This is a genomic window from Rhodanobacter glycinis, assembly GCF_006438785.1.
Lineage (GTDB): Bacteria > Pseudomonadota > Gammaproteobacteria > Xanthomonadales > Rhodanobacteraceae > Rhodanobacter > Rhodanobacter glycinis_A.
Genome location: NZ_RCZB01000001.1, coordinates 20187 through 42012, shown reverse-complemented (window position 1 = coordinate 42012; position 21826 = coordinate 20187). Strand labels below are relative to the sequence as shown.

Annotated in this window: 22 protein-coding genes and 1 tRNA gene; 15 read left to right on the top strand and 8 right to left on the bottom strand. The window is 65.2% G+C overall.

Going from position 1 to position 21826, the window contains the following annotated elements; all coding sequences use genetic code 11:
- Positions 1 to 7: 7 nt before the first annotated feature.
- Together folK and pcnB are read right to left on the bottom strand one after the other, a co-directional pair.
- Entirely contained in the window at positions 8 to 493 is a 486-nt protein-coding gene (gene folK / locus EAH75_RS00220) for a 2-amino-4-hydroxy-6-hydroxymethyldihydropteridine diphosphokinase (protein WP_140803581.1), read from the bottom strand.
- Positions 490 to 1848, bottom strand: coding sequence for a polynucleotide adenylyltransferase PcnB (pcnB, locus tag EAH75_RS00215; protein WP_140655641.1), 1359 nt, complete (start codon positions 1846 to 1848; stop codon positions 490 to 492). Before pcnB ends, folK begins: the two co-directional genes overlap by 4 nt.
- A gap of 192 nt (positions 1849 to 2040) precedes the next feature.
- Between pcnB and EAH75_RS00210 the strand changes: the two genes are divergently transcribed.
- Positions 2041 to 2116: transfer RNA gene (locus EAH75_RS00210), tRNA-Glu, on the top strand.
- A 139-nt stretch (positions 2117 to 2255) separates the two neighbouring features.
- On the top strand, positions 2256 to 2579 hold the full coding sequence (gene fdxA / locus EAH75_RS00205) for a ferredoxin FdxA (RefSeq protein WP_140655644.1): 324 nt from the start codon (positions 2256 to 2258) through the stop codon (positions 2577 to 2579).
- A 63-nt stretch (positions 2580 to 2642) separates the two neighbouring features.
- Here fdxA and EAH75_RS00200 read toward each other — a convergent pair whose 3' ends face one another.
- Both EAH75_RS00200 and dapA read right to left on the bottom strand, forming a co-directional pair.
- The gene (locus tag EAH75_RS00200; RefSeq protein WP_140803579.1) at positions 2643 to 3233 is read right to left on the bottom strand and encodes a hypothetical protein; all 591 of its coding nucleotides are present in this window, start codon (positions 3231 to 3233) and stop codon (positions 2643 to 2645) included.
- Between the two features lie 33 nt (positions 3234 to 3266).
- A complete protein-coding gene (gene dapA, locus EAH75_RS00195; RefSeq protein ID WP_140655652.1) occupies positions 3267 to 4163 on the bottom strand; it encodes a 4-hydroxy-tetrahydrodipicolinate synthase in 897 nt (298 codons plus the stop codon).
- A 30-nt stretch (positions 4164 to 4193) separates the two neighbouring features.
- On the opposite strand from dapA, the gene EAH75_RS00190 reads away from it, so the two are divergent.
- From EAH75_RS00190 to EAH75_RS00150, 9 genes are all read left to right on the top strand, one after another.
- Complete coding sequence (locus tag EAH75_RS00190; RefSeq protein WP_428993483.1) at positions 4194 to 4865, top strand: glycine cleavage system protein R; 672 nt, start codon at positions 4194 to 4196, stop codon at positions 4863 to 4865.
- Positions 4866 to 5084: 219 nt separating this feature from the next.
- Positions 5085 to 5546, top strand: coding sequence for a peroxiredoxin (locus tag EAH75_RS00185; protein WP_140803577.1), 462 nt, complete (start codon positions 5085 to 5087; stop codon positions 5544 to 5546).
- A gap of 133 nt (positions 5547 to 5679) precedes the next feature.
- Positions 5680 to 7062 (top strand): PhoH family protein, encoded by a 1383-nt coding sequence (locus EAH75_RS00180; RefSeq protein ID WP_140655659.1) that lies wholly within the window; start codon positions 5680 to 5682, stop codon positions 7060 to 7062.
- A gap of 104 nt (positions 7063 to 7166) precedes the next feature.
- Entirely contained in the window at positions 7167 to 8264 is a 1098-nt protein-coding gene (locus tag EAH75_RS00175) for a class I SAM-dependent methyltransferase (protein WP_140803575.1), read from the top strand.
- 62 nt (positions 8265 to 8326) lie between these two features.
- Positions 8327 to 9283 carry an aspartyl/asparaginyl beta-hydroxylase domain-containing protein gene (locus EAH75_RS00170; protein WP_140655665.1) on the top strand — a complete coding sequence of 319 codons (957 nt, stop codon included), beginning with the start codon at positions 8327 to 8329 and terminating at the stop codon, positions 9281 to 9283.
- Between the two features lie 57 nt (positions 9284 to 9340).
- A complete protein-coding gene (gene sigJ / locus EAH75_RS00165; protein ID WP_140803573.1) occupies positions 9341 to 10246 on the top strand; it encodes an RNA polymerase sigma factor SigJ in 906 nt (301 codons plus the stop codon).
- A gap of 35 nt (positions 10247 to 10281) precedes the next feature.
- Positions 10282 to 10737, top strand: a complete 456-nt coding sequence (locus EAH75_RS00160) for a carboxymuconolactone decarboxylase family protein (RefSeq protein WP_140803571.1) — start codon at positions 10282 to 10284, stop codon at positions 10735 to 10737.
- Positions 10738 to 10749: 12 nt separating this feature from the next.
- A complete protein-coding gene (locus EAH75_RS00155; RefSeq protein ID WP_140803569.1) occupies positions 10750 to 11070 on the top strand; it encodes a hypothetical protein in 321 nt (106 codons plus the stop codon).
- Between the two features lie 124 nt (positions 11071 to 11194).
- Positions 11195 to 12583 carry a serine hydrolase domain-containing protein gene (locus tag EAH75_RS00150; RefSeq protein ID WP_140803567.1) on the top strand — a complete coding sequence of 463 codons (1389 nt, stop codon included), beginning with the start codon at positions 11195 to 11197 and terminating at the stop codon, positions 12581 to 12583.
- Here the strand turns inward: EAH75_RS00150 and EAH75_RS00145 are convergent.
- The 4 genes from EAH75_RS00145 to grxC form a co-directional block, all read right to left on the bottom strand.
- On the bottom strand, positions 12549 to 13721 hold the full coding sequence (locus EAH75_RS00145; RefSeq protein WP_140803565.1) for a helix-turn-helix domain-containing protein: 1173 nt from the start codon (positions 13719 to 13721) through the stop codon (positions 12549 to 12551). The two genes, EAH75_RS00150 and EAH75_RS00145, sit on opposite strands and share 35 nt — an antisense overlap.
- Before the next feature lie 119 nt (positions 13722 to 13840).
- Positions 13841 to 14854, bottom strand: coding sequence for an isocitrate dehydrogenase (locus EAH75_RS00140; protein WP_140803563.1), 1014 nt, complete (start codon positions 14852 to 14854; stop codon positions 13841 to 13843).
- A gap of 212 nt (positions 14855 to 15066) precedes the next feature.
- Positions 15067 to 15447: a carboxymuconolactone decarboxylase family protein gene (locus EAH75_RS00135; protein WP_140803561.1), complete on the bottom strand. Its 381-nt coding sequence runs from the start codon at positions 15445 to 15447 to the stop codon at positions 15067 to 15069.
- Positions 15444 to 15707 carry a glutaredoxin 3 gene (gene grxC / locus EAH75_RS00130; RefSeq protein WP_140655682.1) on the bottom strand — a complete coding sequence of 88 codons (264 nt, stop codon included), beginning with the start codon at positions 15705 to 15707 and terminating at the stop codon, positions 15444 to 15446. Before grxC ends, EAH75_RS00135 begins: the two co-directional genes overlap by 4 nt.
- A gap of 124 nt (positions 15708 to 15831) precedes the next feature.
- Here grxC and EAH75_RS00125 point away from each other — a divergent pair, with 124 nt between their 5' ends.
- The 4 genes from EAH75_RS00125 (at position 15832) to ppk1 (ending at position 21792) form a co-directional block, all read left to right on the top strand.
- Positions 15832 to 17532, top strand: coding sequence for a M48 family metalloprotease (locus EAH75_RS00125; protein WP_140803559.1), 1701 nt, complete (start codon positions 15832 to 15834; stop codon positions 17530 to 17532).
- Positions 17533 to 17613: 81 nt separating this feature from the next.
- Positions 17614 to 18303 carry a phosphate regulon transcriptional regulator PhoB gene (phoB, locus tag EAH75_RS00120; protein WP_140655687.1) on the top strand — a complete coding sequence of 230 codons (690 nt, stop codon included), beginning with the start codon at positions 17614 to 17616 and terminating at the stop codon, positions 18301 to 18303.
- A gap of 78 nt (positions 18304 to 18381) precedes the next feature.
- Positions 18382 to 19650 (top strand): phosphate regulon sensor histidine kinase PhoR, encoded by a 1269-nt coding sequence (gene phoR / locus EAH75_RS00115; RefSeq protein ID WP_140803557.1) that lies wholly within the window; start codon positions 18382 to 18384, stop codon positions 19648 to 19650.
- A 48-nt stretch (positions 19651 to 19698) separates the two neighbouring features.
- Complete coding sequence (gene ppk1, locus EAH75_RS00110) at positions 19699 to 21792, top strand: polyphosphate kinase 1 (RefSeq protein ID WP_140803555.1); 2094 nt, start codon at positions 19699 to 19701, stop codon at positions 21790 to 21792.
- Positions 21793 to 21826: the final 34 nt, after the last annotated feature.

Sequence of the window (21826 nt, the reverse complement as noted above, 5' to 3'; positions counted from 1 at the left end):
GCGCCGATTATGGCGCAAGCAGCCTTTCGCAACCGGCAAGATCGAGTCTGCCCAGCAGTTCCGCCACCACACCTTGCCCAGGGAGCCACAACGCGGGCGCCACATCATTCAAGGGCAGCAGTACGAATGCACGCTCGGCCATGCGTGGATGCGGCAGGGTCAGCCGCTCGTCGTCGAGCTGCACACCATCGATGTGCAATACATCCAGATCCAGCGTGCGCGGACCGTTGCGTTCGGTGCGCACGCGACCGGCCTGCTGCTCGATCGCCAGCAACGCATCCAGCAAGGCATGTGGCGACAACGCGGTATCCAGCTCTACTGCAGCGTTGACGAAGGGTGGCTGCTCCAGCAGGCCCCATGGCGGCGTGCAATACAGGTGCGAACGCTGCAGCAGACGGGTGGCCGACAGCTTCGCCAACGCATCCATCGCGTCAAGCACCTGCCGCTTCGGATTGCCGAGGTTGCTGCCCAGCGCGACGTAAGCCAGCGTCACACGGAACCCGATTTGTCGCCCGGCTTGCGTCGTCGCCGACGCGGACGAGGCGGCCGGCCGGCAACGGGTGCTGCAATATGATCACTGGCGGCGCTGCCGCCGCCGGCCGGTAGCGCCGCCGCCAGCACCTCCTGCGGCAGCTGTTGCGCATGCGCCCACCACAGGCCGAGTTCGCGCATCGCCGGGGATTCATCCGCGCGCAGCAGCAGGAAATCGAACGCGGCGCGAAACCGCGGGTGGGTCATCAGGCGAAACACCCGCTTGCGCTGGATCTGCTCGAAACGCGGCTGCAACGACCAGATCTCCTCCATGGTGAAGGTGAACCGCCGCGGGATTGCCACCCGCTGGCATTGCTCGCCGACGACCTGGGCTGACGCACGTGCCCATGCCTCGGTGCTCTCCTGGCCGCGGGCGATCCAGTGATGCGCCACATCGCGCACTTCGCCCCACAGCAGCACCGCGAACAGGAATGCCGGGGTAACCGACTTGCCCTCGGCGATCCGCGCATCGGTATTCTCCAGGCCGTGCTCGACCAGCGAACGCAGCGCCTCGTCACCGCGCTTGAGCGCACGGGCGGTTGCCGGAAACAGGAATTTCAGAAGGCCGCTCTGCTCGAGCATGCGAAAGCTTTTCAGACCGTTGCCGCTGAGGAACATCTTCAGCGATTCATCAAACAGTCGCGCGGGTGCAGCGTCGGCCAGCAGCGGCCCCAGCGCCTCGAACGGCGCCATCGCCGCTGCTTCGATGCTCATGTCGAGCTTGGCTGCCAGCCGGGCCGCACGCAGCATGCGAACCGGATCTTCGTGGTAGCGAATATCGGGGTCGCCGATCAGTCGCAGCACACGATCCTGGAGATCCTTCATGCCGCCGACGTAGTCGCGCACCGAGAAATCGCTGATGTCGTAGTACATAGCGTTGACGCGGAAATCGCGGCGGATCGCGTCCTCCTCGATAGTGCCCCAGATGTTGTCGCGCACGATGCGGCCGTCGACGATATGGCGATCGCCCTCGCCGCCCTCTTCGCCAAGACCGCGAAAGGTCGCCACCTCGATGATTTCCGGGCCGAACACCACATGCGCCAGGCGAAAACGCCGGCCGATCAGGCGACAGTTGCGAAACAGCTTCTTCACTTCGTCCGGCGTCGCGCTGGTGGCGACGTCGAAGTCCTTCGGCTGCAGGCCAAGCAGCAGGTCGCGCACTGCGCCGCCGACCAGATAGGCCGCGTAACCGGCCTCGTTCAGGCGGTACAGCACCCGCAACGCCGCCTTGCTGATGTTCTTGCGCGAAATGATGTGCTGGTCGCGCGGAATGATCCGCAGCGTTGGCGCGATGTCGTTCCCTGATTCGAGATTCAAGCGGTCGGAATCCTTGCGGGGCGAAGCCGCCCTTTGGTTGCAATATATCGCGGTGCGCGGCATCGCGGATCGTCCTGCGGGGCGCCATGACGTCTGCACCGGCAGGGCATGCTTCGAACGGCGCAGGCCCATGCTTGCCAAGCATTGCCGCGCGAAACAATTCCGTTATACTAGCGCGCCTCGCAGCATAACGCTCCCTTCGTCTAGTGGCCCAGGACACTGCCCTCTCAAGGCGGGAACACGAGTTCGAACCTCGTAGGGAGCACCATTCTTTTATTTGTGCGATCGTCCGTGAACGCGGCAGTCGACACGACGGGTGGCGGCTTGCAGTCCTCGCCAGCGGGTGAAGACCAGAAGCGGCCATCCATGGCCGCACTCTTCATAAAAAAAATCACCGAAGACCGCCCATGACTTTCGTCGTCATCGACAACTGCATCAAGTGCAAATACACCGATTGCGTCGAGGTCTGCCCGGTCGACGCATTCCATGAAGGCCCCAATTTCCTCGCGATCGATCCGGATGAGTGCATCGACTGCACCCTGTGCGAACCGGAGTGCCCGATCAACGCAATCTATCCGGAAGACGACGTGCCAGCCGGCCAGGAGGCCTTTGTGGCGCTCAATGCCGAACTGGCCAAGGGCTGGCCGGTGATCACCGAGCGCAAGGACAGCCCGGCGGACGCCAAGGAGTGGGAAGGCAAGCCGGACAAGCTCCAGTTGCTGCAGCGCTGAAATCAATGGCCACAAAAAAGCCGCCCCAAAGGGCGGCTTTTTTGTGGCCATACGGCAGCAGGATCAGCCGCCCAGACGCGACTTCAACGTATCGATCACCTTGGCCACCGCCGCGGCGTTGCCTTCGGCACGTACTTCGCTGGCATTCGTGCCGCTGCCGTTGATGCTTACCTGCACCTGATGCGAGCCCGCACCCGGGGCAGCGGCAGCATCGTCCTTGTGACGCCCGAACATGCGGCCGAAGAAACCTTTCTTCTTCTGCTGCACGGCAGCGGCGGAAACGTTCAGCGTGTAACTGTGCGTGGCATCGTCATGCCCGACCAGCTGCCCCAGGCTGCCGCTTTCCAGTACCTGACCCACTCGATGGTAGGCATTGTCGACGCTGTCGGTCATCACGAAACCATCGGCGATCTGGCCACCGGCGTTGCCGACGCGGGCTGTCGCGCCATTGGCAGTCGGCTGATTCGCACCGGGCGGAGGAATCATCAAGGCTTCACTGGTCGACGGCCGGTCGAGGCTCGGCGGAATCTCCAGCGGCGATTGCTGCTGGGCAGTGTCCCACGCCTTGTGCGAACGGAACATGCCACAGCCGGCAAGCAGCAGGCCACTGAGGGCCACAGCCGGCAAGGCCACGAGGAGCGAGGTTTTCTTCATGTAGTCAGATTCCGTAAGTAAGTCAGGCAACCGTCAACCGGCCACAGTCGCCAAGGATGCCAGACTGGACAGCGCTTGGTGCAATCGGGCGCGATCCGGACCGTCGTTCAGTTCCACCAGCGGCAATCTCGGCAGCGCCAGACCGAGCCCCAGGATGGGCAACCCAGCCTTGACCGCAATCGGGTTCGGCGCACAGTTGAGCGCCTGCACCAGCGGCTGCAGCGCGGCATGGCACCGCTCAGTAACCGCCTGATCGCCATCGATGGCCGCATCGCACAGGGCACGGAACGCCTGCGGCACCAGGTTGGCCACCACCGAGATGGTGCCTGCGGCGCCGGCCAGCATGGCCTCGCCCGCGCTGCCGTCGTCACCGGACAGATAGACGAAATCGGGACGCACAAGTTCCGCCAGCGCCGAAATCCGCTCATGATCGCCGCGCGCTTCCTTGATGCCGATGATGCCCGGGTGCTCGCGCAACCGCGCCACGGTCTGCGGCAACAGATCGCAGCCAGTACGGGTCGGCACGTTGTAGAGCAGCAACGGCAACCCGCCATGTTCGGCCACTTCAAGGTAATGCCGGTACAAGCCTTCCTGGGTCGGACGCACGTAATAAGGCACCACCACCAGCGCCGCATCGGCGCCCAGTGCACGCGCACGGCGAGTCATCGCTACCGTCTTCGCCGTGCCGGCCTCACCGGTGCCGGCAATCACCGGCACCCGTCCGGCCACATGCTCGATCGCAAACGTCAGCAGCCGATCGAACTCCTCCGGCTCCAGCATGTGCGCTTCGCCGGTGGAACCGGCTACCACCAGCGCCTGCGTGCCGCCCGCGAGCTGGTGATCGAGCAGCCGCCCGAATGCCGCCAGGTCGAGTGCGCCATCGGCCGCAAACGGGGTGACCAGCGCGCAGATGCTTCCGCGAATGTTCAAGTCTCAATTCCGCTCGGGGTCAAGCCGTGCATGTTACTTGCCGGCTCGCGAGGCGGGCAAGTAAGCTCGAACGGAGTAATCTCAGCGTCTCCGCACCGCGCGGGACAACGCCACAGGCAGGCTCTTTTGAAACCTTCTTCCGCCTCTTCTCCCGCGGCAGCGCGTACAGGCAACGACAATCAGCTGCTGATCCAGGCACTCACGCCGGCAATCAAGTCGCCGTTGCTGGCGCTGGCCAAGCGCATCGCCGACGCCGGCTGCAATCTTTCCGAGTCGCGCGTGTCGACGATCGGCACGGAAATCTCGCTGATGCTGCTCGCCAGCGGCGCATGGGATGCACTGGCCAAGCTCGAAACCGCCGTGACCAAGCTGGCCCGCGACGAGAGCCTGCGGCTGGTGCACTACCGCACCGGCCCGCGCGAGAACAGCTCGCACCTGCTGCCATATCTGGTAGAGGTGGTAGCGGCGGATCGGCCCGGCATCGTGGCGCGAATCGTGGAGTTCTTCAGCCAGCATGGCATCAGCGTGGAACAGCTCAACTCCACCCGTTATCAGGCGATGCAGACGGGCGCGGAGATGTTCCAGGCCCAGTTCACCATCGGCATCCCGGCCGAGATCCATATTGCCGCGCTGCGCGACGACTTTCTCGAGCTGTGCGACGGCCTGAATCTCGACGCGATCATGGATCCGGTGAAGTTCTGAGGATCGCGCGATCCGGCGCATCTGACAAGGACTGTCATCGGCGGGTGCGCACGCGCTAGTCTTGCTCCCGGGACTACCGAGGAACGCTGCATTGCCGTCTGTGTGTCGATCCAATCCGATCGCTTTCTGCGTACCTCCCGCAGTGTTTACCGTCAGCCGGTTCCCGAACTCCCCTTTCCACACACATGCGCAGCGGTCACCCGCTGTGCCGGAGTAGTCATGCCCGAGGTTGGCAAGAAAGTCCCTTCGCTCAGTGGTATCACCGGCGACGGCAGCGCATTGAAGCTCGCCAGCCTGAAGGGTCAGTGGGTGGTGATGTATTTCTACCCCAAGGACAGCACGCCCGGTTGCACCAACGAAGCGAAGGACTTCCGCGACCTGTATCCGGCGTTCCGCCAGCGCAACGCACAGGTCATCGGCGTGTCGCGCGATTCGCCGAAATCACACGCCAATTTCGCCGCCAAGCAGGAACTCCCGTTCCGGCTGGTTTCCGACGCCGATGAAACCTGGTGCCAGGCATTCGACGTGATCCACGAAAAGGTGCTGTACGGGAAACGTCACCTGGGCATCGTGCGCAGCACCTTCCTGATCGACCCCGACGGGAAACTGGCACAGGAATGGCGCGGCGTGAAAGTACCTGGCCACGCCCAGATCGTGCTCGACACCATCCCCGGCAAGTGACCATCCTGGCATTCATGGCCTCCACCGGCACCGCTAGCCGACATCCGGCTGGCGCCCCGTACCGGCATCACCTCCCCGCGACTCGCCGTACGCCGCGGCTCCTTCATCCACCCACCAGCGAGGACACTTCCGCATGACCGGAAGCAAGCGCATCTACGCTCTCGACACCAACGTCCTGCTGCATGACCCGACCTCGCTGTTCCGCTTCGAGGAACACGACGTCTTCATCCCGATGACCGTGCTGGAGGAACTGGACGAAAAAAAGAAAGGCGCCTCCGAAGTCTCACGCAACGGGCGCCAGGTCAGTCGTTTCCTCAACGAACTGATCGAACTGGGCAAGCAGCATGACCTGAGCGACGGGCTGGAACTGAGCAACCCGCAGGGCATCAAGCTCAAGCGTGGCGGATCGGTCGGCCGGCTGTATTTCCAGCACCGCACCAGCAGCAACGGCCACACCAAGGCGGATAACCAGATCCTGTCGGCAGTGATCGAGCTGCGCGACCAGAACCCCGAACGCGCCGTGATCCTTGTCACCAAAGACATCAACCTGCGGATCAAGGCGAGCATCAACGGCATCGTCGCCGAGGACTACGAGAACGATCGCGCGCTCGACGATTTTTCCCTGCTCTATACCGGCTCCGCCGAGTTGCCGGAAGATTTCTGGGACCAGCATCCAGAAGTGCGTTCGTGGACCGAGCGCGGTCGCACGTTCTACGCGATGGACCGGCGCGAGGAGGATGCCTGGTACCCGAACCAGTGCCTGTTCCTGCCCGGCGAAAACGCGGTCGAGCTGCGCGTGCTGAACATCGACGAGACCAGTGCCACGCTGGTGCTGCTGGACGACCACTCGCATGCCAATCACCACGTATGGGGCATCGGTGCACGCAATCGCGAGCAGAACTTCGCGCTCAACGTGCTGATGGACCCGGACGTCGACTTTGTCACCCTGCTCGGCAACGCCGGCACCGGCAAGACGCTGTTGGCACTGGCGGCTGGCCTGGCACAGGTGATGGATCAGCAGCGCTATCGCGAGATCATCATGACCCGCGCCACCGTTTCCGTCGGCGAGGACATCGGCTTCCTGCCCGGCACCGAGGAAGAAAAGATGACCCCATGGATGGGCGCGCTGACCGACAATCTGGAAGTACTCGCCAATCCCGAAGACGGCGGCAGCTGGGGTCGCCAGGCCACCAACGACCTGCTCGCCTCGCGCATCAAGATCCGCTCGCTCAACTTCATGCGCGGACGTACCTTCCTGAGCCGCTACCTGATCATCGACGAAGCGCAGAACCTCACCCCGAAGCAGATGAAAACCTTGATCACCCGTGCCGGCCCCGGTACCAAGATCGTCTGCCTCGGCAATGTCGAGCAGATCGACACGCCTTACCTCACCGAGACCACCTCCGGCCTCACCTACGCGGTCGACCGTTTCAAGAACTGGGAACACTCGGCGCACATCACGCTGCGGCGCGGTGAACGCTCGCGGCTGGCGGACTTTGCGGCGGAGACGCTGTGACACCAGGGAACGGGGAACAGCTGGGCCTGTCGCGAGATGGCAGGCCCAGCTGTTCCCGTGTCCCGTTGCCCGTTGCGCGGCCACGCCTGACTGATGCTGCCCGCATGTCGTTGAAGAATTTCGCCTACCGCCATCGACTCACGGCCAAGCGCGCCATCGCATTGCTGGCACGTTCGCTGCCGGCGCCGGCTCGTCGCCGGCTGCTCGCCATGGCCGAGCGCATCGCGTTCAGTGTCACCCCGCAATATCAGAGCGAAACGCTGCCGCCGATCTTTGATTACTGGTCGGGGCATTTCCTGGCACCCGACGCGCAACGGCTGGGCATCGGTTCACCGGAAAGCTTTTTCCTCGACCATATCCGGCGCAGCGCGGCCGACGGAAACGCGCCCGTGCGCGTACTCAGCGTCGGCACCGGCTCATGCAGCATGGAGATCGACCTTGCCGCGCGGCTGCAGGCGGACGGCGTCGAGGCGCAGGTCACCTGCATCGACTTCAACCCTGCGCTGATGCGCCTTGCCGCTGCGGCGGCGCAGGAACGTGGGGTCGACGCGCTGATGACGTTCGCGGCGCGCGACTGCAACCTGCCGTTCGAACTACCTGGGCAGGACGTCATCATCGTCAACCAGTTCTTCCACCACGTCACCGCGCTGGAGATCTTCTGCGAGTCGCTGCGACGTTCGCTGGCCGAACAAGGCGTGCTGCTCAGCTCCGACATCATCGGCCGCAACGGCCATCGACTGTGGCCGGACGTGGAAACCGCAGTGCAGGAAGCGTGGGCAACCCTGCCGGCGGACAAACGCCACGATCGCCATTTCAATACGACATCGGAGCGCTACCGCTCGATCAACCATGCTGCGTATTCCAACGAGGGTGTGCGCGCGCAGGACATCGTGGCCTGCCTGCTGGCCGAGTTCGATTTCGAACTGTTCTTCAGCTTCGGCGGCGCCATCATGCCGTTCGTCGAACGGCGGATCGGTTTCAACTTCGACCCGCAGCTCGCCGGGGACCGCGCCTGGATCGATCGCGTGCATGCGCTCGACGCGGCCGCTCTCGCCGCCAGCCGCTACCCCGCCGCCAACATGATCGCCGCGCTGCGCCACAAGGGCGGTGCCATGCAGCCCGTGTTCGAACCGATCAGCCCGCAGCAGCACGTCGAGCTGACCAGGGAACAGCAGATGAAGGCTGAGGCAGCTCCTCGATAGCGTCGACGGCCAAGCGAGTAGAATGCCTGCCTGACAGTCATTCCACGGTTGCAAGCGCCGACATGATCCTCACTCCTCGCCTCGTCCTGCTAGCCGTGCTCGCATTGTTCGTGCTGTGCGTGCTGCTGGTGCATCTGCGCGGCCGCGTGCGGCTGCGCTTCGATCGCCAGTTGGTCGATCACTCGGCGATCTTCGCGCCGTACAACCTGTTGATGTACGCGTTCTCGGCGGTGCCGGCCAGACCCATCCTCGACCGCCGCGGCTTTCCGCAGCTGGATCTGCTGCAGGCGAACTGGCAGGCGATCCGCGACGAGGCGACGCACCTGTTCGACGAGGGTTACATCCGCGCCGCTGCGAAAAACAACGACGCCAGTTTCAACAGTTTCTTCAAGCAGGGCTGGAAGCGTTTCTACCTGAAGTGGTACGGCGAGCCGCTGGCCTCGGCCGAAGCGCTGTGCCCGCAAACGGTGGCCCTGCTGAAATCGATCCCGAGCGTGAAGGCGGCGATGTTCGCGCTGCTGCCGCCAGGCAGCAAACTCAATCCGCATCGCGATCCGTTCGCCGGTTCGCTGCGCTACCACCTGGGCCTGATCACGCCCAATTCGAGGAGTTGCCGCATCTTCGTCGACGGCGAGGAGCACGCCTGGGGCGACGGCAAGGACGTGGTGTTCGACGAAACCTATGTGCACTGGGCCGAGAACACCAGCGAGCAGACCCGGGTGATCCTGTTTGCCGATGTCGAACGGCCACTGCGCACGCGCTGGATGAATGCGCTCAACCACCGCGTCGGCGCGTTCATGGGCAAGATCACCGCCTCGCCCAACACCGAGGGTGAAGCGGAGAAAACCGGTTTCGTGAACCGTCTGTTTGCACTGAGTCAGCGCAAACACGGTGCCGGCCACGCGTTCAAGGCGGCGTTCAAGCGCCGCTACAAGAAGCTGTACAAAGCGCTCAAGTACGTCGGCATCCTGCTGCTGATCTGGCTGATCTTCCTCGCGCCCTGGCCGATCTTCCGCTGAGCGGTCACATTGCGTGATCCGCGTGCGTCCTTGATGCGTACCTCGTCGGAGAACGCCATGGATCCGCAAACCACCCTGTTCCAGCAGCACCGATCGCGTCTGTTCGGGCTGGCCTATCGCATGCTCGGCACGCCGAGTGACGCCGAGGATGTGCTGCACGACGCCTGGCTGCGCTGGCATGCACAGGACATCGCTGCGCTGGATGACCCGGAGGCCTGGCTGGTCACCGTGACCACCCGACTGTCACTGGATCGGCTGCGCCGTGCCAAGACCGAACGCGCGCACTACCCCGGGCCATGGCTGCCCGAGCCGCTGATTGCCGACGCCGAGCAGCCGGAGGCGCAGATGGAACGCGCCGAAAGCCTGACCCTCACCTTCCTGTTGCTGCTGGAGCGGCTCAGTGCCGAGGAACGCGCCGCCTTCCTGCTGCGCGAGGTGTTCGACTACAGCCATGCCGAGACGGCCGCGATGCTCGATATCAGCGAGGACGCCTGCCGCCAGCGCGTGCACCGGGCGAAGCAGCGGCTGCGCGAGGATCGACCGCGTCAGGCGATGCCGAACATCGACACCCAGCGGCGTCTGCTCGAACGCTTCATGCAGGCGCTGCAACAGCCTGACATGCCCACGCTGCGCGCCCTGTTTGCCGAAGACGCCATGAGCGTTTCCGACGGCGGTGGCCTGGCACGGGCCACCCTGCACCCGTTGCACGGCGCCGAGCGGCTGGCCCGGTTGTACATGCAGATTGCGCTGCAGCAGCAGCGGTACGGCGGCGTGCGCCACGAGATCCGCCAGCTCAACGGCACGCCCGCGCTGTTCGGCTGGCACGGCGACACACTGATCTCGACCAGCTGGATCGACGACGACGGCGAGCGCATCACCGCGGTGCACGCCCTGCGCCACCCCGGCAAGCTCGCCCGGCTGGCGGCTGTCACGAAATCGACGCCGCCCGCGTCCTTGCACTGAACGGCCACCCGGCCGACGACCCCACGGAGAATCCCATGCCCCGTTTCAATGCCAACAAACGCCCTGACGCCCTGAAACCGCTGCTCGCCCTTGGCGACTACATCAGGGGCTGCGGCCTCGAACAGAGCCTGATCGAACTGGTGCAGATGCGTGCCTCGCAGCTCAATGGCTGTGCCTATTGCCTGGACATGCACAGCAAGGACGCCCGCGCCGCCGGTGAGACCGAGCAGCGCCTGTACGTGCTGCAGGCCTGGCGCGAGGCGCCGTTCTACAACGCGCGCGAACGCGCCGCGCTGGCCTGGTGCGAGGCGGTGACCCGGCTCGATCCGGTCCACGGCGTGCCGGACGAGGTCTACGAGGAGGCCCGCGCCCAGTTCAGCGAGGAAGAGCTGGTCGACCTCAACATGGTGGTGATCGTGATCAACGGCTGGAACCGCATCGCCATCCCTTCGCGCGCGCAGCCCGGCCACTACAAGCCAGGCAAGCACTGAGCGGCCGCCGCCATGGCCACGATCAGGCTGTACCGCCATCCGGACTGCGCGAAATGCGCACGCTACGCGCGGTGGCATCGCCGGCTCGACTGGCTGGGCCGTTTCGAGGATTCCACGGGCGTCTCGCCCGTGGGTTCGCTGCACCTGGGCGAAGTCGTGGTGCAAGATCTGCACCACGGTACGACACTGCGCGGCGCAGCCGGGCTCACCCTGCTGTGCCGGCGGATCCCGGTCTACTGGCCACTGTTGCCGTTGCTGCGAATTCCCGCATTGCGCCGCCGCGTCGAACGCGAGTTCAACGGCTGCGCCGATGGCGGCTGTTCGCTGGACTGACGTCCGGACCGGCTGGATCGCACCCGTACGACGCGTCGGCGCCGTACGATTCCGCCGGATCGGACGATCGCCGCCCCCGCGTTCCCCATGCTGGCCGCCCCGACAACCGACCCGGCGGACCGCCATGGCTTTGCGTCTCCTGAAAATCACCCTCGTCACCCTGCTCGTCTTCCTGCTTGCCGCCGCCCTCTGGATCGGCACCGCCGGCAAGGATCTGTTCCGCACCGCCACCGGCTCGGTCAGCCACTCGCTGTGCGCGGCGACGTTCGTTTCGCACGTCGATCCGCAGCAGATATTCCAAGAGGAGCAGCTGCCGCTGATGCGCGGCATCGGCTGGGCGATCCATTACGAGGTGGACCACGCCATGCGCGAAGTGCGCACCTCGGTATTCGGCGATTTCACCGCGCGGGCGGTCTACCGCGAAGGCCTCGGCTGCCTGCTCGTGCACGGCGGTGGCGCCGTACCCGAGGCGGCCGGCTTCGAGCCTGCCCCGATCGCCAGCACCTGGCCGGCGAGCATGGTCGAACCGAGCGACCCGACGATCCGCCGGGCACTGGATCAGGCCTTCGCCGAACCCGACCCGGCCCACCCACGGCTAACCAAGGCCGTGGTGGTGGTGCACGACGGCAAACTGATCGCAGAACGCTACGCCGCGGGCTACGGGCCGGACACACCCATCTGGGCCCACTCGCTGACGAAGTCGGTGATCAATGCCCTGATCGGCATCCTCGTACGCGAGGGCAAGCTGCAGCTGGACCAGCCCGCACCGATCGCCGCCTGGCGCTCGCCGGCGGACCCGCACCACGCCGTCACCGTCGACCAGCTGTTGCGCATGAACAGCGGCCTGCCGTTCGACGAGACCGACGGCGCGCTCAGCCCGATGACCCGCATGCTGTTCCTCGAACGCGACATGGCAGGCTATGCGGCGCGGACGCCGCTGGCCCATCCGCCCGGCACCGCCTGGGGCTACAGCAACCTCGGCTACGTGCTGCTCTCGCGGCTGGTCCGCGACGCCGCCGGCGGCAGCGCGGTCGATGCCGGGCGCTTCGTGCGGCGCGAACTGTTCGCGCCGCTGGGCATGCGCAGCGCGGTGATCGAAACCGACGCCACCGGTACGCCGGTCGGATCGAGCAATGTCTACGCCTCGGCCCGCGACTTTGCCCGCTTCGGCCAGCTCTATCTGGACGACGGCGTGGTCGACGGACGGCGCATCCTGCCCGAAGGCTGGGTTGCGTACAGCCATTCGCAAACCTTGAAAACCGGTTACGGCGCCGGCTTCTGGACCAACCTGGTGAGCGAGGGCAGCGTGCCGGTATGGAATGCCCCGTGGGGCATGCCGCGATTGCCGAAGGACATGTATTACGGGCGCGGCGCGCTCGGGCAGTATCTGGTGATCGTGCCGTCGGAACGGCTGGTGGTGGTGCGCATGGGCATCTCGATCGACTACGGCACCGGCACGGAAGACATGGTCGCCGCGATCATCGCCGCGCTGCATCGCCGGTCGGCTCCGTGACTGTTTCGCCTTGGCCTTGGCGCTTGCGATAGTTGCTCGGCGTCTCGCCCACCTGGCGCTTGAACGCGGCATTGAAGGTGGACTTGGAAGTGAAGCCGCAGTCGTAGGCGATGTCGAGAATGGTGCGCGCGTCGTCGCGATCGACCAGGCGCACACGCACCGCCTCGACTCGCAGGCGATTGATGTAGTCCCAGAACGTGCCGCCGAAGCGCCGGTTGATCACCGCCGACACCAGGTACTCGGGATAGCCGCTGCGCTTCGCCACCTGCCCGATGGTGAGTGCCGGCTCGCGATAGAGCGCCTCGTCGCCACCCATCAGTTGCGCCAGACGCGCCTCCACCGCAGGGAAGCGCGCATCGTCGGGGTCCGTCGTGTCCGGCGGCGCCTCCTCCCCGGCAACCGCGGTTGGCTCGCTCGCCACCGGCGGCTGGTTCAGGCTGAGCCAGCCGACCACGCACACCCACGCGGCGACCGCGCCGAACAGCAGGCGGTAGTCGATGCCCGGCAGCGTCGCCAGCCATTGCGTGGTGGCGATGATCCAGATGACGACCTGGCAAGCCGCCATCACGTCGATCCAGCGCAGCGACATGCGCTCGGCATCCGAGCGCCGCTCGCGCAACCGGCGGCGGTAGCGGTGCACGCGCACCAGCGCCGCCGCCACGTACGAGAGGCTGTAGACGAACAAGGGAACGTCGAACCACGAACCGATGGTCTTTTCGCCTGCCACCCAGCGCGCGGACAACGCCTGCATCTGCTGGTCGCTCATCAGCAGCACATGCGCATTCAGCGCCAGCATCACGCCGAAGCCGAGCAGGTGCACGCCGTCGCGCAAGCGAAAGGCGCGGGTCTCGATCAGCGCACGCACGTAGACGTAGAACAGGCTGCCGTAGAGGAACGGAAACAGCGCGACGAAACGGTACGCCCTGAACCACTCCGGCGACAGCGAGTTCCAGTACACCGCCTTGACCAGCAGATCCATGCCGGTCAGCGCGACCCACACCGCCAGCACCCGGTTTGCCTCGGTGTTGACCGGCCGCCGCCACAGCGCCAGCGCCAGCAACGCCGCCTGCACGGCAGCGGCGATGTAGACGAATACCCAGAGCGCGTAGGCCTGGTTGGGAATCACCTGTGATGGCATCGACGAATTCCGGCGGTCGCGTGGCTCAGTCCGAAAGCCTAGCCGCTCGGCCGGCGCGATCCAACAAAAAAGCCGCGGGGCGACCGCGGCCTTGATGCGAGTAGCCGGGCGTGCCCGGATCAGGCCGCGAGGCGTTTCACGATCGCGTCGGCGAAGCTGCTGGTGCTGCCCTTGCCGCCCAGGTCCGGCGTCACGCTGTCACGGTCGTTCGTCATGGTGTCGCGGATCGCCTGGCGCAACCGGTCGCCCTTGGCCACCATGTCCAGGTAGTCGAGCATGTCGGCCGCCGCCAGCAGCAGCGCGCACGGGTTGGCGATGCCCTTGCCGGCGATGTCCGGCGCCGAGCCGTGCACCGCCTCGAAGATCGCCGCGTGCTCGCCGATGTTGTCGCCCGGTGCCAGACCGAGGCCGCCGACCAGGCCCGCACAAAGGTCGGACAAGATGTCGCCGAACAGGTTGGTGGTGACGATCACGTCGAACTGCTCGGGTTTCATCACCAGCTGCATGCAGGTGTTGTCCACGATCATCTCGTTGAACTCGATCTGCGGGTATTCCTTCGCGATCTCGCGCGCCACGTTGAGGAACAGGCCCGAGCTGGTCTTCAGGATGTTCGCCTTGTGCACCGCGGTGACCTTCTTGCGGCCCTTCTTCACCGCCAGTTCGAACGCGTAGCGCACGATGCGTGTGCTGCCCTTGCGCGTGTTGCGCGCGACCGATTCGGCGATCTCGCCGTCGGCAGACAGGGTCTGCCCCTCGGAGCGGTAGGCACCCTCGGTGTTCTCGCGCACGGTGATGATGTCGATGTTCTCGTAGCGCGACTTGGTGCCGGGGAAGCTCAGCGCCGGGCGCACGTTCGCGTACAGGTCGAAATGGCGGCGCAGGGTCACGTTAACCGAGGTGAAGCCGTCACCGATCGGCGTGGTCAGCGGGCCTTTCAGCGCCACCCTGTGCTCGGCGATCTTGTCCAGCGTGGCCTTCGGCAGCAGGTCGCCGTGCTTCTCCAGCGCGACCATGCCGGCGTCGACGAAATCGTAGCTCAGGCCGCAATCCAGCGCGTCGAGCACGCGCAGCGTGGCAGTCATGATCTCCGGGCCGATGCCATCGCCCGGGATCACGGCAATTGTCTTGCTCATGGGGAAACTCCTTGAAACGGAAACTGGCGAGCAGTACATGCCAACGGGGGAACGGGCACGTGCTGAAACCTGCTGATTATCGCCGATATGGCATCACGCGAACAGGGCGCGTCCCCCGCAACGCGTTGAAAATACTCGCACGCAGCGTTGCAGAAAGCCGCAGACGATCGTGCGCTGACCCGGCCATCCGGGTCAGCCACTGACGCGCGGAATCAGGCGTGGTCGGCGCAGGCGGCCGTAGCGATGCCGCTATCGGACTCAAGCTGGTCGAGCAGATCCACCGCGCGGCGCAGGTGCGGGATCACGATCGACCCGCCCACCACCAGACCCACGCTGAACACCTCGAAAAACGCATCTCGCTCGACCCCGGCTTCCTTGCACTGGGCCACGTGGTAGCTGATGCAGTCGTCACAACGCAGCACCAGCGAGGCGACCAGGCCGAGCATCTCCTTGGTCTTCACGTCCAGCGCACCAGCCTTGTAGGTCTGTGTGTCGAGCGCAAAGAAGCGACGCACGACCTGATTGTCCTCGGCCAGGATGCGCTCGTTCATGCGCTGGCGGAACGCGCTGAATTCGGCGAGCTTGTCGCTCATGCGATGTTCTCCAGCAGTTGCGCCAGCTTGCCGCTGCGATCGGCCGCGACCAGATCGTCGTAGCCACCCACCAGCTGGTCGTTGACGAAAATCTGCGGCACCGTGCGTCGCCCGCCACTGCGCGCCAGCATGGCATCGCGCTGTGCCGGGTCGGTATCGACGCGCACTTCGCTCCACTCCAGCCCCTTGGACTTGAGCAGGTTCTTGGCCGCCACGCAGTACGGACAAACCGCCGTGGAATAGACCTCGATCTTGGGCATCACAACACTCCGCAACTTGGGGAAAGACCACGATCAAATGGGGCCGCACCGCCATCAGCTCAAGCGGTCGGCGCCGTGAACCGATGCGGTAAAGCACGGTCTCAATGCTATTGTCGCCCAACCTATGACCATGGCACCACGACGCCTCCTCCCTCGTCTGCTGACGGCGCTGATCAGCACCGCGCTGGCCTGCCCTGCCGGCGCGCAGAACGATGTCCGCCTGCCCGACCTGGGCAGCTCGGCGAATGCGCTGATTTCTCCGCAGGAAGCACAGGATTACGGCGCCTCGATGCTGCGCCAGATGCGTGCGCTGGACATGGTGGTCGATGACCCGCTGCTGGACGATTACGTCAACGACCTCGGGTACCGGCTGGTCGCCAGCAGCGACAAGCCGAAGGACCATTTCGCTTTTTTTATCGTCAAGGACCCGGAGATCAACGCGTTCGCCGCACCCGGCGGCTACATCGCGGTGAATTCCGGGCTGCTGACGATCACCCAGAACGAGAGCGAGCTGGCCGGCGTGATCGCCCACGAGATCGGCCACATCACGCAAAGCCACCTGCAACGCGCATTCGAGGATTCCAAGAAGGACGCGCCGCTGATGGCCCTGGTCCTGCTGGGTGCGATTGCCGCCGGCGCCGGCAGTCACAGCGGCGACGCACCCATGGCCGTACTGGCCGGCGGCCAGGGCCTGCTCGCGCAAAAGTCGATCAACTTCACCCGCAAGGACGAGATCGAGGCCGACCGTGTCGGTATCCAGACACTGGCCAACGCCGGCTTCGACCCGAATGCGATGGCCGGCTTTTTCCAGCGCATGGAAGACGCCATGAGCGCCGGCGCCGGTGGACTGGACGTGCCGGCGCTGCTGCAGACCCATCCGGTAACCACCATGCGGATCAGCGACGCCAAGGCGCGTGCGGCTACCCTGGTCGCTGCGCAGAAATTGCGTCCATCCGGCACCGGCATCGACAAGCTTCAGTGGCAGAGAAGCACCGCGCCGATCGCCTTCGTGAAAGATCCCACCACGTTGCTGCTGGCACCTCGCACCGGCAGCGCGAACACCTACGCGTTGATGCGCGAACGCACGCGGGTACTGGCCGGCGATGCCCTCAAGCAGACGATCTACTACAGTTCCAGTTTGCAGAACCAGCGCGGCTTCGACACCCCGGCCAACCGCTACGGCTATGCATTGGCCCTCACCCGCAGCGGCCGTGGCGCCCAGGCCATCGAACAGTTGCAACCGTTGCTGCAGTCCGCCCCGGACAGCCTGATCCTGAGACTGGCGCTGGCCGATGCCCGACTGCAGGCCGGGCAACATGCTGCCGCGTTGACGATCTACAGCGCGCTCAATACGCAGTCGCCGCGCAATCGCGCGGTGGCGCTCGCCTACGCCAAGGCTCTCACCGCCGACGGCGACAAGGATCAGGCCCGCCTGGCCGCGAATCTGTTGCGGCCGCTGCTGGACAACGCCAGCGAGCCGGAGATCTACAGCACCTACGCCCGCGCCAGCGACAAGGCTGGCGACAGTGTGCGTGCCGGCGAAGCCTTCGCCGACGCCAGCTACTATGCCGGCCGCCCCTTTGATGCGATGGAACAGCTCAAGCGGTTGCTCAAGCGCGATGACCTGGACTATTACGCACGGGTACGCATCCAGGCGCGCATCGCCGAACTGACGCCACTGGTGCTGGAGCTGCACAAGCGCAAGATCCAGACCGAAGATAATCCGGATGGTCGGCAGCAATTGCGGCCCGCTGACAGCTGCAACGGGCGGCTGTGCTTCGGCATCGGCGCCGGCCCAACCGACACGATCGACCCGCAACGGTGACCGGCGCATGAGACGCATGTCATCGACGCGTAACATTCATGCGTTGCAATATCCCCGTCACAAGCACCGGCAGACCACGGCGTGCACAAACGCATCCTGATCGTTGAAGACGAAACATCGATTCGCGAGATGATCGCCTTTGCGCTGCGCAAGGCCGGCATGGACGCGATGCAGGCCGCTGACGCCCGCGCGGCCCAGCTGGCCATCGCCGAGCAGGTGCCCGACCTGATCCTGCTGGACTGGATGCTGCCCGGCACCAGCGGGCTGGAGCTGGCTCGGCGCCTGCGCAAGGAAGAGCTCAGCCGCGAAATCCCGATCATCATGCTCACCGCGCGCGGCGAAGAGATGGATCGCGTCAACGGACTGGAAGCCGGCGTCGACGACTATGTGGTGAAACCGTTTTCCACCCGCGAACTGATCGCACGGATCAAGGCCGTGCTGCGGCGCAGCCAGGGTGACGACGGCTCCGGCATGGTCGAACTGGGCGGCCTGCGCATTGACGGCCCCGCGCACCGGGTGTTTGCCGGCGACGAGCCGGTGCCGATCGGGCCCACCGAATATCGCCTGCTGTATTTCTTCATGACCCATCCCGAGCGCGTCTACTCGCGCACGCAGTTGCTCGATCACGTGTGGGGCGGCAGCGTGTACGTGGAAGAGCGCACCGTCGACGTGCATATCCGGCGCCTGCGCAAGACCCTGGAACCATGGAAGCTGGACGACCTGGTGCAGACCGTACGCGGCACCGGCTACCGCTTCTCGACCAGCGTCTGAGTTGTGTTGCGCTTGCGGCGGCGGCAGCTTTTGCCGATGCTGGGCGCTGTTCCCGAGCCCACGTCGCACCACTCCTGAATGATCCAACCCGCAACGCCGTCCTGGAAATTGCCTGCCGCCCTCGCCGCCGCCCTGCTCGTCGGCGCGCTGCTGGGCTGGCTTGCCGATGGGCATGTCGCCGTTGGCGTCGCGCTGGTCGCTGTAGCGGAAGTCGTCTTGCTACTGACCCGGATCGGTCATCAAACGCCGCCCATGATGGCCACACCGGCTGCCGCCAGCCCTCTTCAACATGACCGTTTCATGATGCGCTCCCGCCGTATTGCTTCCAGTCTGCGTGACCTGCGCAACGCCGCCAGCCAGTTGCCGGACGCCGTGGTGCTGCTCGATCGACAGCAGCAGATACGCTGGTTCAATCATGCCGCCGAAAACCTGCTCGGCCTGCGCCGGCCGCAGGATCGGGGAGCGCCGCTGCAGCAGCGGATGGCCGGTTCGGATCTGGCCGACTGGCTGCGCCGCGGTACGCAGGAGCCACTCAGCGACATTGCCGCGCCCGGCCAGGCAGACAGCCAGATCAATGTCAGCATGCTGCCGTTCGGCGATCACGAACAACTGCTGCTGGCTCGCGACATCAGCCATCTGAATCGACTTGAACAGATTCGCCGCGACTTCGTGGCGAATGTCTCGCATGAATTGCGTACGCCGCTGACCGTGATCCACGGCTATCTGGAACTGCTCGACCTGGAGGATGTGCCCGAACTGGCGCCGGTACTGAGCGAAATGCGCACGCAGTCGAAGCGAATGGGCCAGATCGTCGAGGACCTGCTGACCTTGTCCCGGCTGGAAACGCAGCACCAGGTCGCCGACGAGCGGGTGCCGATGGCATCGTTGCTGGCGACCGTGCGCAAGGAAGCCGAGGCGCTCAGCCAGGGTCGCCATCGGATCGTGCTCGAATCCACCGCCGAAGCGGACCTGCTCGGCTCACCGAAGGACCTGCACAGCGCGCTGTCGAACCTGGTCAGCAACGCGGTGCGCTACACGCCGACCGGCGGCAGCATCATGATCCGCTGGCAGCGCGTTCCCGACGGCGCGGTGTATTCGGTCAGCGACACCGGCTTCGGCATTCCGGCCACGCACCTGGCCCGGCTCACCGAGCGCTTCTACCGGATCTCCTCCAGCCGCTCGCGCGACAGCGGCGGCACCGGGCTCGGCCTGTCCATCGTCAAGCACGTGCTGAACCTGCATCAGGCGCAGCTGCAGATCGACAGTACCCCAGGAGTCGGCTCCACGTTTGCCTGCCATTTCGGCCATGCACGGTTGCTGACTCCCGGCGGCAGCGACGACGATTGAGTCGGGCGGCGGCGTTTCATTGGCCTGCGCCTTGGGCCAGAATGAACCATGCATCATCCAGCCCCCCCCTCGCCCAGCGAACCCGACCTGACCGCTCCCGGCCTGTATCTCAGCCGCGAACTGGCTGCACTGGAGTTCAATTTCCGCGTGCTGGCGATGGCCCGCAATGCCGATGTGCCACTGCTGGAACGACTGCGCTACCTCAGCATCGTCGCCAACAACCTCGATGAATTCTTCGAAGTGCGGGTGGCGATGCTCAAGCATCACCATGCCTACGGCTCGGCAGCGCCCGGCCCGGACGGCATCCCGTCCGGCGAATTGCTGGCTCGGATCCGCAGCCGCGTGCTGGATCTGGTCACCGAGCAGTACGCCGCCTGGCAGGAGCAGATCAGCCCGCAGCTGGATGCCGAGCGGATCCACATCCTCACCCGCAAGCACTGGAGTCCGCGTCAGCGCCGCTGGCTGCAGGGCTACTTCGAGCACGAAGTGCTGCCGGTGCTGTCGCCGTTGGGGCTGGATCCGGCGCACCCGTTTCCGCGCATCCTCAACAAGACGCTGAACATTGCGGTGGTGCTGAAGGGCCGCGATGCGTTCGGCCATGAAGGCCACATGGCGCTGGTGCGTGCGCCCCGCTCGCTGCCGAGGATCATCCGCGTACCGGCCGAGGTCAGTGGTCCGGGCGAACATTTCGTGTTCCTCGCCGAATTGCTGCAGGCGTTTGTCGACCTGATGTTTCCCGGCCTCAAGGTGGTCGGTTCGTACCAGTTCCGAGTCACCCGCAACAGCGAGCTGATTGTCGAGGAGGCCGAGGTGGAAAACCTCGCGCTCGCGCTCAGCGAGGAACTGGTCGGTCGTGGCTATGCGCGTCCGGTGCGGCTGGAGATCGCCAACGATTGCCCGAAGGCGATCACCGCGATGCTGATCGAGAACTTTCAGCTTGAGGAGGCCGATGTCTACCGCTGCGACGGTCCGGTCAACATCATTCGCGCAGGCCTGATCTATGACTGGCTGGATCGGCCGGAGCTGAAATTTCCGCGCTTCAATTCGCAGTTGCCGCCGGCGCTCGAAAGTGCGCGCAACAAGTTCGACCTGATCGGCCAGCGCGATGTGCTGCTGCACCACCCGTATCAGAGCTTCGCTGCAGTGATCGACCTGTTGCGTCAGGCCACCGCCGATCCGCAGGTGCTGGCGATCAAGCAGACGCTTTACCGCGCCGGCGAAGATACCCCGCTGGTCGACCTGCTGGTGGAGGCGGCGCGCAACGGCAAGGACGTCACCGTGGTGATCGAGTTGCGCGCGCGCTTCGACGAGGAGGCCAATATCCGCCTGGCGACGCGGCTGCAGGAGGCCGGGGTGCAGGTGGTCTACGGCGTGGTCGGCTACAAGACCCACGCCAAGATGATGCTGATCGTGCGACGCGAGGGCGAGACGCTGCGCCGGTACGTGCACCTGTCCACCGGCAATTACCATCAGGCCAACAGCCGCATGTATACCGACATCGGCCTGATGACGGCGAACCCCGAGATCGGCGAAGACCTGCACAAGGTCTTCCAGCAGCTGTCCGGCCTCGGCCCGATGATCGAACTGAAGCGGCTGCTGCATTCGCCGTTCACGCTCTATCCCAGCGTATTGGCCAAGATCGAGCGCGAGACCGCACATGCACGCGCCGGTCGCCCCGCACGCATCGTCGCCAAGCTAAACGCGCTGAACGAGGCGCACGTGATCGAAGCGCTGTATCGCGCCTCGCAGGCCGGCGTGGAAATCGACTTGATCATTCGCGGCGCCTGCACCCTGCGCCCCGGCCTGCCCGGCATTTCCGAGCGCATTCGCGTGCGCTCGATCATCGGGCGTTTTCTCGAACACAGCCGCGTCTACTGGTTCGCCAACGACGGCGAGGCCGAACTGTATTGCGCCAGCGCGGACTGGATGGAGCGCAACCTGATGCGACGGATCGAGGTGGCCTTCCCGATCCTCGACCCCGAACTGGCCGCGCGGGTGTTCGAGGAAACCCTGGCCAACGGGCTGGCCGACAACACCCAGGCGTGGCTGCTCGGCAGCGATGGTCGCTACGTGCACGCCGATCCCGCCGGAAATCCGCCGTACAACGCGCAGCAAGGCCTGCTCGACAGGTTCTGCCAGTGAGCCGGTTTCGCCTCAGCCTCACGCTCGCGTGCGA